Source organism: Erwinia persicina, from assembly GCF_014838825.1.
In the GTDB taxonomy this organism is placed as follows: domain Bacteria; phylum Pseudomonadota; class Gammaproteobacteria; order Enterobacterales; family Enterobacteriaceae; genus Erwinia; species Erwinia persicina_A.
Map to the genome: position 1 here is coordinate 83885 of NZ_JACYMO010000007.1, position 13539 is coordinate 97423.

General features: G+C 53.1%; 19 protein-coding genes and 1 pseudogene. 11 read left to right on the forward strand and 9 right to left on the reverse strand.

The window, feature by feature from the left end:
• Window positions 1–6 precede the first annotated feature (6 nt).
• Window positions 7–294 carry a phage holin family protein gene (locus tag IFU29_RS16600; protein ID WP_191934892.1) on the reverse strand — a complete coding sequence of 96 codons (288 nt, stop codon included), beginning with the start codon at window positions 292–294 and terminating at the stop codon, window positions 7–9.
• Complete coding sequence (locus IFU29_RS16605) at window positions 281–661, reverse strand: putative holin (protein ID WP_191934893.1); 381 nt, start codon at window positions 659–661, stop codon at window positions 281–283. Before IFU29_RS16605 ends, IFU29_RS16600 begins: the two co-directional genes overlap by 14 nt.
• 242 nt (window positions 662–903) lie before the next feature.
• On the opposite strand from IFU29_RS16605, the gene IFU29_RS16610 reads away from it, so the two are divergent.
• Window positions 904–1041: a hypothetical protein gene (locus IFU29_RS16610; RefSeq protein ID WP_191934894.1), complete on the forward strand. Its 138-nt coding sequence runs from the start codon at window positions 904–906 to the stop codon at window positions 1039–1041.
• A 22-nt stretch (window positions 1042–1063) separates the two neighbouring features.
• On the opposite strand, the gene IFU29_RS16615 is transcribed toward IFU29_RS16610, so the two are convergent.
• Window positions 1064–1969: a LysR family transcriptional regulator gene (locus tag IFU29_RS16615; protein ID WP_191934895.1), complete on the reverse strand. Its 906-nt coding sequence runs from the start codon at window positions 1967–1969 to the stop codon at window positions 1064–1066.
• A 241-nt stretch (window positions 1970–2210) separates the two neighbouring features.
• On the opposite strand from IFU29_RS16615, the gene IFU29_RS16620 reads away from it, so the two are divergent.
• Window positions 2211–3224 (forward strand): zinc-dependent alcohol dehydrogenase family protein, encoded by a 1014-nt coding sequence (locus IFU29_RS16620; protein ID WP_191934896.1) that lies wholly within the window; start codon window positions 2211–2213, stop codon window positions 3222–3224.
• Window positions 3225–3240: 16 nt separating this feature from the next.
• Here the strand turns inward: IFU29_RS16620 and umuC are convergent, their stop codons facing one another.
• The 4 genes from umuC to IFU29_RS16640 form a co-directional block, all read right to left on the reverse strand.
• Window positions 3241–4503: a translesion error-prone DNA polymerase V subunit UmuC gene (umuC, locus tag IFU29_RS16625; RefSeq protein ID WP_191934897.1), complete on the reverse strand. Its 1263-nt coding sequence runs from the start codon at window positions 4501–4503 to the stop codon at window positions 3241–3243.
• Window positions 4503–4925, reverse strand: coding sequence for a translesion error-prone DNA polymerase V autoproteolytic subunit (gene umuD, locus IFU29_RS16630; RefSeq protein WP_191934898.1), 423 nt, complete (start codon window positions 4923–4925; stop codon window positions 4503–4505). Before umuD ends, umuC begins: the two co-directional genes overlap by 1 nt.
• Window positions 4926–5194: 269 nt before the next feature.
• Window positions 5195–5593, reverse strand: coding sequence for a fosfomycin resistance glutathione transferase (gene fos, locus IFU29_RS16635; protein WP_191934899.1), 399 nt, complete (start codon window positions 5591–5593; stop codon window positions 5195–5197).
• Window positions 5594–5875: 282 nt separating this feature from the next.
• On the reverse strand, window positions 5876–6259 hold the full coding sequence (locus tag IFU29_RS16640) for a nuclear transport factor 2 family protein (protein WP_191934953.1): 384 nt from the start codon (window positions 6257–6259) through the stop codon (window positions 5876–5878).
• A gap of 273 nt (window positions 6260–6532) precedes the next feature.
• Here IFU29_RS16640 and IFU29_RS16645 point away from each other — a divergent pair, with 273 nt between their 5' ends.
• From IFU29_RS16645 to IFU29_RS16660, 4 genes are all read left to right on the forward strand, one after another.
• Window positions 6533–7192, forward strand: a complete 660-nt coding sequence (locus IFU29_RS16645) for a TetR/AcrR family transcriptional regulator (protein ID WP_191934900.1) — start codon at window positions 6533–6535, stop codon at window positions 7190–7192.
• A 32-nt stretch (window positions 7193–7224) separates the two neighbouring features.
• Entirely contained in the window at window positions 7225–7809 is a 585-nt protein-coding gene (locus IFU29_RS16650) for a TetR/AcrR family transcriptional regulator (RefSeq protein WP_244633730.1), read from the forward strand.
• 53 nt (window positions 7810–7862) lie between these two features.
• Complete coding sequence (locus tag IFU29_RS16655; protein WP_191934901.1) at window positions 7863–8966, forward strand: alkene reductase; 1104 nt, start codon at window positions 7863–7865, stop codon at window positions 8964–8966.
• Between the two features lie 127 nt (window positions 8967–9093).
• Window positions 9094–9339, forward strand: coding sequence for a hypothetical protein (locus IFU29_RS16660; protein WP_191934902.1), 246 nt, complete (start codon window positions 9094–9096; stop codon window positions 9337–9339).
• Here IFU29_RS16660 and IFU29_RS16665 read toward each other — a convergent pair.
• Together IFU29_RS16665 and IFU29_RS16670 are read right to left on the reverse strand one after the other, a co-directional pair.
• The gene (locus IFU29_RS16665) at window positions 9312–10145 is read right to left on the reverse strand and encodes a hypothetical protein (RefSeq protein WP_191934903.1); all 834 of its coding nucleotides are present in this window, start codon (window positions 10143–10145) and stop codon (window positions 9312–9314) included. The genes IFU29_RS16660 and IFU29_RS16665 overlap by 28 nt on opposite strands.
• Window positions 10146–10253: 108 nt before the next feature.
• Window positions 10254–10664, reverse strand: a complete 411-nt coding sequence (locus tag IFU29_RS16670; RefSeq protein WP_191934955.1) for an ASCH domain-containing protein — start codon at window positions 10662–10664, stop codon at window positions 10254–10256.
• 226 nt (window positions 10665–10890) lie between these two features.
• On the opposite strand from IFU29_RS16670, the gene IFU29_RS16675 reads away from it, so the two are divergent.
• The 5 genes and pseudogenes from IFU29_RS16675 (at window position 10891) to IFU29_RS16695 (ending at window position 13536) form a co-directional block, all read left to right on the forward strand.
• Window positions 10891–11409 carry a GNAT family N-acetyltransferase gene (locus tag IFU29_RS16675; protein ID WP_191934904.1) on the forward strand — a complete coding sequence of 173 codons (519 nt, stop codon included), beginning with the start codon at window positions 10891–10893 and terminating at the stop codon, window positions 11407–11409.
• A 129-nt stretch (window positions 11410–11538) separates the two neighbouring features.
• A complete protein-coding gene (locus tag IFU29_RS16680; protein WP_191934905.1) occupies window positions 11539–12075 on the forward strand; it encodes a GNAT family N-acetyltransferase in 537 nt (178 codons plus the stop codon).
• Between the two features lie 135 nt (window positions 12076–12210).
• Window positions 12211–12417: pseudogene (locus IFU29_RS16685) on the forward strand (integrase); the annotation flags it as partial.
• Window positions 12418–12541: 124 nt separating this feature from the next.
• Entirely contained in the window at window positions 12542–12919 is a 378-nt protein-coding gene (locus IFU29_RS16690) for a RidA family protein (protein WP_191934906.1), read from the forward strand.
• A 227-nt stretch (window positions 12920–13146) separates the two neighbouring features.
• Entirely contained in the window at window positions 13147–13536 is a 390-nt protein-coding gene (locus IFU29_RS16695) for a SecDF P1 head subdomain-containing protein (protein WP_191934907.1), read from the forward strand.
• The last annotated feature ends 3 nt before the right edge of the window (window positions 13537–13539 follow it).

Consider the following 13539-nt stretch of genomic DNA (forward strand, 5'->3'; position numbering starts at 1 on the left):
CGCCCCTCAGCGCCGCGGGCGCAGCACCTCGAAAACCTGCGCCACATTGCCTTTTGCCCGCCAGACTGCCGCACAAAATATCAGGTTGATAATGACCGCCGCCCAGTGCGTGTGGGCGTAGACGTCAAAGAGAAAGCGGAACGGTACGGAGGCATATGCCAGAATAATCAGATAGGCCAGCCACGATGCCCAGCGCTGGTGTCGGGCCCCGGCTTTATAGAAAAACATCAGCCGTAACACAATGGCCGAGCACACCACCACGTTAGTGATGACCATAGGATCACTTGTTACCATGTTGTCCTCCTCTCCAGCGGGCAAGCCAGCTTGCCGGATCCTGCTGACTGAAAAACGTCAGCGTTTTTATCGCCAGGGCGGACAGCAGCACCGCCCCCAGACCATCCAGCGGTTTATCGCTGTAGCCCAGCACCAGCGCCAGCTTTGCGCCGACCAGACCTGCACCGTAGATCCCGACAATCCACGACACCAGAAAATAGGCCGCGCGACGGATCACCTGAATATCGGCCGCCGTGGCCACATAAAAAACAGCACCGGCAAAAGCACCAAACAGGACGCCATAATCCGTTGTCCCGATAAACCCTACCAGACTGGTGCCCGTGGTGACGGCGGCTCCCAGACTCACTGCCAATAATGTTGTTACCATATTGCCCCCTCCGCTGTGTCCTCTTACCGATTCAGGCATAAAAAAAACCCGGCCAGGGCCAGGTTAAAAAACGATTACCGTGATGATGCCGGCAACGCTGTTTTTATAACGTTAATCGGTTTTTTGCGTACGCGTGAGCCGGGTCTGAAAAACAGCGGCAAAAGTTGTGATCGCGATCAAAACAACTTCTCGCCCGCTGGAACAGCATACAGGGTGTGTCCCTCCCCCTCATAAGGAACCGTATGAACGCCGCGTTACTCTTTTCACTGCTGCTGATTGGTGGCCCCCTGATGGGATTTTTAGTGATTATCAGCGTTTGTCTTCCCGGCGTTCTGCTGGCGCTATGGCATCAACTGGACGCCCGTATTCATCTGCGCTGATGGTAACGCCATCCCGTTAACATCAGATCCCCTGCTGCCTGGCAAACAACGCACCAAACCAGTCGATAAAGACTCTGACCTTAGGCGAAAGGTAGCGCCTGTCCGGGTACACAATAGAGACTGGCTTAGTGACGGTCGCGTAAGGGGTCAGCACCTCTTTCAACCGGCCGTTAGCGATAGACGGTTCCAGAGCGGTGCGTAACGCATGAAGCATTCCTAACCCCGCCAGACCACAGGACAGCAGAACGTCAGAATTGTTAACCAGCATGCTGCTGCCAGGCCGTCGCGCAACTGTCTCACCGTCCACGTCAAAATTCCATGCCATCACCTCACGACTGTGTTCGCTGAAAAAATTAACCGCCTTGTGGTGTATCAGGTCGTCAGGCGTCAGCGGCGTTCCGTATCTATCCAGATAGGCAGGCGCGGCGCAGGTGGCCATCCGCACGCTGCCCAGACGCCGGGAGATAAAGCTGGAATCGTCCAGTTCGCCAAGGCGGATCGCACAGTCAATGCCCTCGGCGACCAGGTCGGCCCTGCGGTCGGAGGCGGTCAGCACAATCTCTATATCCGGGTAAAGGGCCTGAAAATCGGCCAGCGCAGGGACCAGAATGCTATGCGTCAGGGCAAGCGGTGCATCGATACGTAAACGCCCCCGGGACGGCTGCGTGGGAGAAAATGATGCCATGATGTCGCTGACTTCAAGCAGCAGAAGCCTGGCCCGCTGATAAAACGCGTCTCCCTCTGCCGTCAGACTCAGGCTGCGCGTGGTGCGATGAAGCAGCTTAACGCCCAGGTCCTCCTCAATCTGCTGGATCGCCCGGGTGACCGCAGGCCGGTGAAGCTGCAGGGCGTCCGCAGCTTTAGTAAAGCTGCGTAATTCGACGACCTGAACAAAAACTTTCATTGAATCAAGCATGTTTGAATGCATCGTTCCTCTTCACCTTCCTGTTGAACCGCCATCGCCTGACGCTTTCCGCACATTCTACCCGGGATCGCCTGCCCGGATGGAGAGCATTGTTTCACTGACAGTAATTCTGAAGTATTCGTTCGCCTCTTTTTCCCGTCCCCTGCGGTGACTATTCTGAGCGGCATTGGGTGGTTCAGGAGTCTGACCGGGGCTGAATATTTCAGCCACCTCCCGCCACCGATGATTAAGAGGAAGCACAACAATGAAAGCATGGTTACTGAAAGATTTTGGCCTTAACAACCTCAGGCTTGAAGACGTCCCTGTTCCGACGCCGGGTCCGGGTGAACTGCTGGTGAAGGTGGGCGCAGTGTCACTAAACTTTCGTGATAAAGCCATCGTGGAGGGGTTCTACGAGCCCCACAGGGTGCCTGAATCGCTGATACCTGTTTCTGACGCCGCCGGTACGGTCGTATCAACCGGGGAAGGTGTTACCCGCTTCGGCATCGGCGATCGCGTTAACTCCCATCTCTACTCACGCTGGCTTGACGGCGAACCCGCTGCGGATGAGCCCGACTGGTGTGTGGGTATGCCGCTGCCCGGCGGCCTTGCTGAATATATGATTATTCATGAAGACAGTGCGGTGCAGGCCCCGGAGAATATGACGGATGAGCAAGCCTCAACGCTGCCGATCGCCGCACTGACCGCCTGGTATTCGCTGATGGAGGTGGGAAATCTGCAGCCGGGTCAGACCGTGCTGGTCCAGGGGACGGGCGGCGTATCGGTGTTTGCCGCGCAAATCGCCCATGCTTACGGCGCACGAGTGATCGCTACCTCCAGCAACGATGAAAATCTTGCCCGCATCAAAGCGCTGGGCGCTGATGAAGGCATCAACTATAAAACTCATCCCGACTGGGAAAAGAAAGTCCTCGAACTGACCGGCGGTAAAGGGGCGGATATCACTGTGGAGGTGGCTGGCGGTAACGGGATCAACCAGTCCGTCCAGGCGACAAAGGTTGCCGGTACGGTGGCCCAGGTCGGGTTCCTGACGGGCCAGACTGCACAGCTGGATCTGATGTCGGTGATTTTCCGTCAGACCACTCTGCGGGGCATTGCCGTGGCGCCGCGCGCCGCATTTGACCGTATGAATCCATTCCTGAATCAGCACAATATCGCCCCGGTGATTGAAAAGGTGTATCCCTTCAGCGAGGCAATTGAAGCATTTGAACATCTGTCGCGTGGCGCATTCGGTAAGATTGTGATCAAAATCGCCGGGTAACGTCAGCGGAGTATGCTCATTTTGCTACCGGCAGGTCTGCATATCGGGTCGTATAAGCGGGCGACAGCATCTCCCGCTTCATTGCCCAGGCTTTCTCTATCCCCTGCCCGGCAAACCACACTTTACCTTTACCTGACTGATTCAGCCCGTCAATCACCCCCATCAGCGCTTCGCTGTTGAGGGGAGACGGGGGCGCGTCAAACAGGTTCATCTGCGCCACCCCCTGCGAGAAAAAGTCCCCCAGCATCACCCCCGCTTTCATATAACGATGCCCCTCAACCCAAATCCGGTCGAGCGCCTCCGTTGCCACGCGAAGGATGTCCCGCGTGTCGTTCGAGGGCGTCAGCAGCGTGCCAGCGGCCTGATTACCGTAGAACACTTCCCCTTCCGCATGGGGACTGGTGCGCAGAAAAACGCTGATAAACCGACAGTACTGGCCATCTTCCCGCAGCTTTGCGGCCGCACGTTCGGCATAGGCGCACACCGCCTGCCGCATCTCGTCGTATTCCGTGATGCGTGAGCCAAACGATCGTGAACACATGATTTGCTGCCTGGCGGGCGTCAGATCTTCCAGCGTCAGACACGGCTCACCGCGCAGTTCACGCACGGTTCGCTCCAGTACCACGTTGAAATGCTTGCGAATGGTGCTGGTACTTTGCTCCGACAAATCTTTCGCCGTGAAGATGCCCAGCGTATTCAGCTTCTTGCTGATGCGCCGCCCCACGCCCCACACATCTTCGACCGCGACTAACCCCATCAGCTTCCGCTGGCGCTCAACATCCGACAGGTCCAGCACCCCGCCGGTTTTCGTCCATTTTTTGGCCGCATGGTTGGCCAGCTTGGCTAAGGTCTTGGTGGGCGCAATGCCCACCCCCACCGTCAGATGCGTATCCCGCCTCACCCTCTCCCGGATTTCCCGCCCGAACTCGTCAAGGATCCGGCAATGACGGACGCCCGTCAGATCCATAAAGGCCTCATCGATGGAGTAGATTTCGATAGCGGGTGCCATCTGCTCAAGGGTGGTCATCACCCGGTGGCTCATGTCGGCATACAGCGCATAGTTAGAGCTGAAGACGTGGATGTTATGCTGTTTTATCTGGTCTTTAAGCTTGAAATAGGGAGCGCCCATCGGGATGTTTAACTTTTTGACTTCGGCACTGCGCGCAATGATGCAGCCGTCGTTATTACTCAGTACCACCACCGCTTTGCCACGCAGATCGGGCCGGAATACGGTTTCGCAGCTGGCGTAGAACGAATTGACATCCACCAGGGCAAACATTAGCGGTGCATCGTCTTAATGACGTGTTTCACCACGCCAAAGATCTCAAACTGATCGGGGTCGGTAATGGGAATAAGGGAATAGGCGGGGTTCATGGGCCTGAGGGACAGAGAAGGAGTGGTGATCAGCTGCTTGACGGTGAACTCGCCCGATAAGGCAGCGACAATGATGTCTCCATGCACGGCATTTAGTGCGCTGTCAACGACCAGCATATCGCCATCGTTTATCCCCGCGCCGATCATTGAGTCCCCGCTGACCCGGATGAAATAGGTTGAACTTGGGTGAGCGACAAGCAGATGGTTCAGATCCAGACGCTGCTCAACATAATCCTGGGCCGGGGAAGGAAATCCACACGGCACGCGATCAATAAACAGGGGTAACGCGACAATCGCGTGAATATCGGCAGGCTTAAAAAACATCATGACTGTCTTCTCATTATTTACTGTATTTATATACAGTATTATTGATCAGCCCACGCAATCAAGTTGATTTATGGAAATTTTGGTAAAGCCGTTGGTGGAAAAGAAGTTTTAGTTGGCAGGCGTGAAATGCCATGAAGTCATCAACGGAGGGTTGCCACAAGTCCCGGGGCCTGGAACTGATGTCCGCCAGGCGGCAGGGGTGGACGTTCAAGGCATTAACAAAACCCTGACTCATATGGGATATTTTTATCAGAAGGGGAACAGATAATTCAGAAGAACGTCATTCCTTCATAGGGTTGGGTAAGACAAGCATTTAAACGGCTCTTAAGATCGCCATCATGGATCTCAAGCCGGTGGCCATCGGGGTCTAAAAAGTAGACAGATTTGCCCTCACTCTTGTTAGTTTTCCATTCCTTAATACCCGATGATCTCAAGCGCTCCACGAACACATCAAATTCTTCAGTGGGAATACTGAAAGCATAGTGTGTGTAATCATCACCAATGGATACGGTATCTATCGAAAGACATAGCCAGAGTTCACCCAGCGAAAGGTAGGCACCATTATCCCATTTAGCTTTAGGGGTGAACCCAAGAGTTTCAGCATAAAAATTCAGGCTCTTTGCCACGTTACTGACTGCAAGGGTGATGTGGTTTAGTCCGGTCAGCATGTTGCACTCTCTAAGAGGATGGGCAGGTATGTAATTTATAATTTTTTAATGCCTTTGAACATAAAGTCACTAAGACGTCTGCAACAGAAGGGGGAAACCCGTCAACAGTACGCGGAACAAGGTCCGGTTTCCGCTGACCGGTCCGCAGTCCTTCCAACGCCTCTCCCTGCCGTTTGCGTAGCGGCCTGGTCATCCGCGGTCGGTGTCGCTTAGCTATTTTGACGCATCTTCATGTCCTCTTCTGTGCAGCCTGCAGGGATTGCAGGCTGCGGTGGTCAACTATCAGGGTGCAGTGTGGGTGTGATAAATCTTGCTGACCACAGCCCAGCGGCCGTTGACCTTCAGCAGGTTGAAAAAGTCGGTAAAACGAAAGCCCGAAATGTCATCGGTATCGATGCGGGCGCTGGCGGCCGTCCCGACGATGTCTACACGCACAATAGCAGCCTTCGCTTCGGGAGAAGGACGGAAGGCGCTGTCGATCGTATCAAACAGCCCCTGGATCGGGCCGCCGCTGAGATTGCCGTCGCCGTCAATGCCAAAAATGGTGGCTTGTTCACTGAATGCGGGCTTCATCAGCTCACTTTTCGCCTGCTTACCCCCCTCGTTGTACTGGTTCAGCACGTTCACAATGTCGTTGTAGTCCTGCACATAAGTCGTGTCATTCATCATTTTTTGTCTCCATTTCAGTAAACCGGGCATCCGTTCAGATACCCCTCTTTCGTCTGATACTCATTGGCGTGGGGCCGAAAAAAGCAGTGAGCCTGCGAGAAAAACCGCAAACAAGACCCCCGTACCCCCCACCAGCATCTGCAGATAAAATTCAGGGATGAGATAAGGCCTGCCGTATTGTTACCTGAATTTTTTAGTGACCACTATGTAATGTTATTATTGTATAGTGATCGCTATGTAAAGTGTCAAGCAATGATTGGAAACCTCGTTATGAAAACTCATGATCGGCCTGAAGCCAGGGAAAAGCCCAAAGGCCGGCCGCGCAGTTTTGACCGTGATAAGGCACTGCTGAAGGCGCTGCACCTTTTCTGGCGCAAAGGTTTTGAGCCGGCATCGGTTGCCGAGCTTTGCGCCGCAATGGAGATCAACCCGCCCAGCCTCTATTCCGCCTTCGGCAATAAGGCCAGGCTGTTTCTGGAAGCCGTGAATTACTACGAGCGGGTTTACTGGCAGGCCACCTGGGCGCGGCTTGAAGAGGCGCAGGACATCGTGGGGGCAATTGACCGCTTCTTCAGTGAAGCAGCAGACATCCTGCTTTCTCCCTCAGCACCGTGCGGCTGTATGGTGGTACTGGCGGCGATCAATGTCTCCGCCGAGTCGGATGATGTGGTCAGGGCAGTCAGCCTTCTCAGGCAGGAGGGAAAAGATCTGTTTGAACAACGGCTGGCCAGAGCAGTGCAGGAAAAGCAGCTGCCTGAGGAAACCCAGACCGCCGCGCTGGCGACTGTTCTCAACACCCTGCTGGAGGGCATGTCGATTGAGGCAAAAGACGGTGCCACACCTCAGAGTCTGAGGTTGATCGGCCAGCATGCCGTCAGGCTGCTGCAGCCGTTCAGTCCTGATCGCACAAAATGCGACAACCAAAACTAGACGACCGGTCAGTTTTTAAATAGAGTACAGGCATGATAAAAAAACACGCGACAGATATGCGCCAGCACATCATTGATGTGGCACGGGCGATTATGACGCACAAAGGCTACAGCGCCGTCGGGCTTTCCGAAATAGTCCAGGCGGCCGGTATTCCCAAGGGCTCTTTTTACTACTACTTCAGATCCAAGGAAGAGTTTGCAGAAGCGCTGCTCGAGCACTACTTCAGCCACTATCTGCAGGAGGTAGGCAACCAGCTGAACGGTACCGGAACGGCGAGAGAACGGCTGTTGCGCTACTTCACCTTCTGGAAGACCACTCAGGGCGCAGACCTGCCGGAAAGCAAATGCCTGGTGGTCAAGCTCGGGGCGGAAGTCTGCGATCGGTACGACAGCATGCGAAACGTGCTGGCGACCGGCACGCAGGCGATCATACAAAAAATCGCGGACTGTATACGGCTGGGGCAGGAAGACGGCTCACTGCCTGCGGTGAGCAATGCCGGTGAGCTGGCTGAAGAACTTTATCAGCTGTGGCTTGGTGCCTCCCTGATGGCGAAAATCCATGATCCGGACAGTGCCTTTGGCAAAGCAATGAATGCAACAACACGGCTGCTCGGGTAGCCGTTTTTTTTTACCTAATAACTAGACGACCGGTCAACTAATTAGAGGTTTACATGACTGACAACACTATTCGTACCGATTTATTTTCACCCGTCACGATGGGCAGTCTTCAGCTGGCTAACCGCATTGTGATGGCGCCCGTTACCCGCAGCCGTTACGGTGAGGATGGCGTGCCTGACGAACTGCATGCGACCTACTATGCGCAGCGCGCCGGCGCGGGTCTGATTATTTCAGAAGCGACCAATATCTCGGCTCAGGGCCGCGGCTATGCCGCCACGCCCGGGATCTGGAATGAAGAGCAGGTCACCGGATGGAAAAAAGTGACTGACGCAGTCCACGCTCAGGGCGGAAAAATAGTGTGCCAGCTGTGGCACGTTGGCCGTTTTTCAAGCGTGGAACTGCAGCCTGACGGTGCGCGCCCGGTTGCCCCGTCTGCCATCAAAGCAGAGGGCCAGACCTACACCGTGAACGGCTTTGTTCCGGTTTCCACGCCGCGCGCGCTCGAAACAGATGAAATTCCCGGGATCATTGAGCAGTACAAACACGCGGCAGAAAACGCCCTGCACGCCGGATTTGACGGCGTTGAAGTACACTCAGCCAACAGTTACCTGCTCGATCAGTTCCTGCGCGATTCCACTAACCACCGCACCGATGCCTGGGGCGGTTCTATTGAAAACCGGGCCCGCCTGACGCTGGAAGTCACTGAAGCGATCGCCAGCATCTGGGGCAATGAACGTGTTGGCATCCGCCTGTCACCGGTGACCCCTGACGCGGGTAATACCCCGCCGGACAGCAACGTCATGGCGATGTATGGTTATCTGATCCAGCAGCTGAATCGCTTTAATCTGGCGTATCTGCACTTCGTTGAGGGGGCAACGGCCACCTCGCGCGACGTGCCTGCCGATGTAGATATGGATGCGCTGAGCGCGCAGTTCACAGGTCCGTTTATCGGCAACAACAACTATGACCTTGAGATGGCCATCAGCCGCCGGAACGCGGGGATTATTGATGCCGTCGCCTTTGGCCGCCTGTTTATTTCCAACCCGGATCTGGTGAAGCGCCTGCGTTACGGTGCCGCACTGACCCTTGCGCCAAAAGAAACGTATTACGGCGGCGGGGCTCAGGGCTACACCGACTGGCCGCAAGGTAATTACTGATAATCAAAACCGGCGGGGCTCCTCCCGCCGTCTGCACCGGCATTACGGGTAACAAGCCATTTCGTCGCCTTTACCTTTGTGCGCCCGCTCCTGATCTCAGTGTCAGAATTTGATACACAGGGGATAGGTGCCCTCCTGTTCGCCTACGGTATCGCTGGCGTTGCAGGTCACTTTCACCGCAGCACGCTATACGATATTCACCCTGATAGTGATGGCGGCAGGGCTGATGTTAACGCCGTTACTGTTTATTACCGCCGGGCAATTGGTCACGGGGGGAAGTGATGTGCTCATCTTCTGGGGGCTGGCGGCAGCCACGTTAATTTTGGCCGTGGCTGCTGGCCTGAATCAGCAGCGCAACCATTCGCCGAAGTGAAGGCGCACAGCGTCCCTGTCATAGCGATCTTCCCCACGCCATGCAGCGGCCGCCGCCGACCAGTCGCTCTTGCCGTGAACCGGGCGGTCGAATGATGCGGGCCTGAGCACGTCCAGGCTGGCCAGGATATTGATGATGGTACGTCGCTCGTTCTTTGACGATTTAACGGCGGCCGCCAGTCGCTTTTCGAGCGTACCGGCATGATCGCCCGGCTGGCTTGATGCGATCGTCGAGAGGATGCGCTCAAGGATCACGATGTCCTCATCCGTCGGGTCGGGAATGTCGGCAGCGTCCAGCGCCTGCAGATCGAACCATGTGTAGATCAGTTGGCCGTGACGGACACCGCCCCACTTCAGTCGTTCGAAATTGAGGATGTTGAGGTCCTCATTCCTGTACCGTTCAGCACCAATCGTCAGCCCGGGGACGACGTCCCGGCACACGGAGCATGTATGGCTCGTGTTGCATATGGCACCGTCCGGGCTAAAACTTTGCCCGCTGACCACCGGCGTGTATTGATGTGGGCTCATTTGACGGGCGAGATGGTATGAGGCGACGCCTGACCGCCAGTCGAGTCTTTTTGTGGACAGGCTGGACAGAAAAGCGTGCGACGCTTTGGTGGGCGGCATCCGTTTCACTATTGCCAGAATTGTTTGCAGACAATCGTCGTGGGTCACGTTGACCGGATCGAACATCACTCCCCGGGCCCTGGCATAAACAAAGTCTTCGGGATCGGTCTTGTATTCAGAGAGCCAGCCGCTGCTGCCCCAATACGTTTTAAAGAGGATGTTCCTGGCTTTCTTATCCATAATGGCTTCCAAAAAGTGTATCGTCGGGCCTGCACCTGCCCACCAGAGCAAAGGGGGGCTCACCTCAGAGACAAGGGCGGGACACCTGTTTTTTTAAGTGGGTCAGGTTCACAGAACCTCAACCACCTCGAATTCTTCGGTGATCAGCTCCATATCATCAGCAAAATAACCTTCCCGGGTAAAAAATCGCTGATGCTCTTTTCGCCAGTATTCGAGGCTTAAATCGCCCTCGCCCTCTTTTCGGGCAAACGCCCCGGTGACATCACAAAAACGCACCAGCCGCATCGAAACCAATCGGATAACGCATACCGGTACATCCTGACCATCAAGGATGATGTTATAACTCCCTATCCTCGGGGCGGGTTCTTCCTGCTGATAAGAGGCAAAAGATCCACATGAGGCTGTTTTGATCCCTTTTGTAATAAGGGTGGCGAGTTCGTCGGCCAGTTCAGGACTGTCACCCATTTGCCAGCTATTCGCGCCGGGATATTTCGCCTTTACTTCATCAATCGTATCCATTAAAAGCCTTTTATAATTTAAATCAACACGTTGAACAATATCGGACATGCCCGAATATTATCAGTAATGCTTTTATGTTAATCATAGTTTGCTTCACGATCATAGCTGATATGCGCTCTCTAAACGCAGCTTTGTGCCCGGCGTGGACGTTGTTGACATCGTGCCAGATTGATTTATGGGGAGAGGTTCACCGAAAGTAATGCCTTCAAGTAAAAAGGATGGTCAGATGAATTTAGAAACTACGCGTTTAAGGCTTGAACCCTATCATGATTCACACTACGAAGGCTTAAGGCTGATGGATAACAATTCCGGTGTGATGCGGTATATCAGCAAAGGTATTGTTAAAACCCCAGAAGAGACCTGGGAAAGTATCAGGCGTGTTCAGGCCCGATGGCAGAAATATGGGTTTTCGTGGTGGGCTATCAAAGAGAAGGCTTCCGGGGCCGTTGTTGGGGCAGCATGCCTCCAATACCTGGCAAACGTTGAGGGTGCCCCCTTAGAGATTGGCTGGCGGCTCATCCCAGAACAGAATGGTAAAGGCTATGCAACAGAAGCGGCTAAAGCGATTATTGATTTCGCGGCAGAGCAGAGAGGCGCAACGTATTTAGTGGCTGTTGCTGACCCTGAAAATGCGCCCTCTCAGCGAGTGATGCAGCGATTAGGCATGACTTACAAAGCAATAGAACAGCATTACGATGTGCCCTGCGTAGTTTATGAACTTAGCATTCAGCGCGCTCAATCGTAATGGGGATGTGTACACAACGTCCGCTATGTGCCAGAAGCGGACGTTACTCCCGTTATATGAATTTTGGAAAAAGAGCTGTGCAAGGTGGTCAATATTAGCCAAACTCTGGCGCTAAGATAAGGAGAAATAATGATGACACAGCAAGCACCTCAACTTGAAACAGAACGCCTGATTTTAAAGCAATTTACACTTGATGATTTCCCGGCGCTCAGAGAATGCTGGGCGACGCCTGAAATGGCGAAGATTAATGGCGGAGAAAATCCAACGGCTGAAATGGTATGGACCCGCTTATTACGTTATATCGGGCACTGGCAGGCGTTAGGGTATGGCTACTGGGCAGTGTTTGAAAAAAAGACAGGCCGTTATGCTGGTGCGTTTGGATTTCAGGATGCGCATCGTGATATCTCGCCTGAGTTGCAATACCCTGAAGCTGGATGGACGTTGATTCCAGAAGTTCGTGGCAACGGTTATGCGTCTGAAGCACTGACCGCAATTTTACTATGGGCCGACAGGACATTCTCCTCGCCGGTGTGCTGTATTATTGATGAAGAAAACAAACGTTCAAATTATTTAGCTGAACGCTTTGGTTTCCAGTTTCAAACTCATGTTAACTATCGTGGTAAGCAGGTACGCATGCTTGTACGCGAGCAAGCAGCCAGACCATAAACCCCCATTTCAACTTGTTCATTTGATCAGACCGCCTTTGAAAAGCCCGTCGCTTTCCAGGAATAAATTATTGATTTTAATAAATAAAATTAAATATACATCACATCATCACTGCACATCTTGCCAACATCGCTAACCCGACAATACAATCGCATTTTTCATGGACGGGCAGCAAAGTCTGGCCCCGAAGATTCGCTGTGCAGCACACCTTCCATAAGAAGAACAAAACCTCACCTGCTTTATAAGAAAACCAAGAATCACCGGCTGCTCCAGCTTCTGTTGGGCTATAAGAAACTGGAAAGCACAGTCCGTTATCCGGGCATTGCAGTCTACGATTTTTTGGGCTGTCACAGCAGCCCTGCGCCAGAAGCGGACATGGCATACTTTACGATACGCCAATCAACGTTGAGCATTTACAGTGGAGTGGTAGGATTGTGGCGTGTTCCCTTTCAAAAAGGCCATCGGCATGAGTCATCTGGTAAGAAAAAATTACAGTGCGTTAGGTGAAGTAAAAGCGCCGTACGTCCATTCAGTAAAGCATGGCAACACGCTCTATATTTCCGGCCTGACCGCGTTTGGCACAGCGGCACAGCATGAAGGTATTGTTGAGCAGGCTGAAGAAATATTCAGCCAAATCAGGAAAATTGCCAGCACAGAAGAGATAGATTTTTCAGCACTGATCAAAGTGACTATATTCATCACCTCTTTTGAGGAGATAAACGGGCTACGCAACGTGCTGTACCGAAATTACGGTGATCACCTGCCCGCCAGCTCGCTCGTGGAAGTCAGCCGCCTCTTCTCACCTGACCTCTCGATAGAAATTGAGGCTATATTCGGCCTTTGATTGATTGCTCATCGCCGGATAATGATAACTGTTCGGATCGAACGCCATTTTATCAAACCTTCTCTAAGACATAATGTCCGCTCTTCGCTCTAAGCGGACATTCCGCAAGTGTATACCTGCTTTGTGCCAGGAACTGATGTTGCTGAAATTGCGATATGCTAATTTATGGGAAGCAGATTGGCTGCCTTTCATTAGGATTAATTAATAATTTTATAAAAAACAAGGAGATGATGATGTATATCAAAGCTGGAGCGTTGTTAATCGTAGCACTCATCCCATTGACATCGGTTGCAGCAAAAGGCGATTTTGATTTTTCGATCTCAGGGGAAAAGACGTCCTTCAACTCTGGATGTGTAGAGTCCATTGAATATGTTGAGGCAGATGAAGTGGACAATGAGAATATCATCATGAAATTCACTGATGAATGTGGGAAGAAATTATCGACCATGACCCGGCAGAACATCGGAAAGCAGATGACCATTGCCTATGACGATAACAAACTTACCTCCGCTATTATTGCCTCGCGCCTGAGCACGAGTTTCAGAATCTCCGCAAAAGGAATACCCAGGGTGCTGTTGATGAAAATATTTAATGATTATGGAACAGTTATTCAGTGACTG

Excerpts from the sequence above, each read along its gene's own strand:
- IFU29_RS16665 (WP_191934903.1), bottom strand. The coding sequence starts at position 10,145 with ATGGATAAGAAAGCCAGGAACATCCTCTTTAAAACGTATTGGGGCAGC.
- IFU29_RS16640 (WP_191934953.1), bottom strand. The coding sequence starts at position 6,259 with ATGAATGACACGACTTATGTGCAGGACTACAACGACATTGTGAACGTG.
- IFU29_RS16680 (WP_191934905.1), top strand. The coding sequence starts at position 11,539 with ATGATGACACAGCAAGCACCTCAACTTGAAACAGAACGCCTGATTTTA.
- umuD (WP_191934898.1), bottom strand. The coding sequence starts at position 4,925 with ATGATGTTTTTTAAGCCTGCCGATATTCACGCGATTGTCGCGTTACCC.
- IFU29_RS16670 (WP_191934955.1), bottom strand. The coding sequence starts at position 10,664 with ATGGATACGATTGATGAAGTAAAGGCGAAATATCCCGGCGCGAATAGC.
- IFU29_RS16695 (WP_191934907.1), top strand. The coding sequence starts at position 13,147 with ATGATGATGTATATCAAAGCTGGAGCGTTGTTAATCGTAGCACTCATC.
- IFU29_RS16620 (WP_191934896.1), top strand. The coding sequence starts at position 2,211 with ATGAAAGCATGGTTACTGAAAGATTTTGGCCTTAACAACCTCAGGCTT.
- IFU29_RS16610 (WP_191934894.1), top strand. The coding sequence starts at position 904 with ATGAACGCCGCGTTACTCTTTTCACTGCTGCTGATTGGTGGCCCCCTG.
- IFU29_RS16675 (WP_191934904.1), top strand. The coding sequence starts at position 10,891 with ATGAATTTAGAAACTACGCGTTTAAGGCTTGAACCCTATCATGATTCA.
- IFU29_RS16650 (WP_244633730.1), top strand. The coding sequence starts at position 7,225 with ATGATAAAAAAACACGCGACAGATATGCGCCAGCACATCATTGATGTG.
- IFU29_RS16690 (WP_191934906.1), top strand. The coding sequence starts at position 12,542 with ATGAGTCATCTGGTAAGAAAAAATTACAGTGCGTTAGGTGAAGTAAAA.
- IFU29_RS16600 (WP_191934892.1), bottom strand. The coding sequence starts at position 294 with ATGGTAACAAGTGATCCTATGGTCATCACTAACGTGGTGGTGTGCTCG.
- IFU29_RS16655 (WP_191934901.1), top strand. The coding sequence starts at position 7,863 with ATGACTGACAACACTATTCGTACCGATTTATTTTCACCCGTCACGATG.
- IFU29_RS16645 (WP_191934900.1), top strand. The coding sequence starts at position 6,533 with ATGAAAACTCATGATCGGCCTGAAGCCAGGGAAAAGCCCAAAGGCCGG.
- umuC (WP_191934897.1), bottom strand. The coding sequence starts at position 4,503 with ATGTTTGCCCTGGTGGATGTCAATTCGTTCTACGCCAGCTGCGAAACC.
- fos (WP_191934899.1), bottom strand. The coding sequence starts at position 5,593 with ATGCTGACCGGACTAAACCACATCACCCTTGCAGTCAGTAACGTGGCA.
- IFU29_RS16615 (WP_191934895.1), bottom strand. The coding sequence starts at position 1,969 with ATGCATTCAAACATGCTTGATTCAATGAAAGTTTTTGTTCAGGTCGTC.
- IFU29_RS16605 (WP_191934893.1), bottom strand. The coding sequence starts at position 661 with ATGGTAACAACATTATTGGCAGTGAGTCTGGGAGCCGCCGTCACCACG.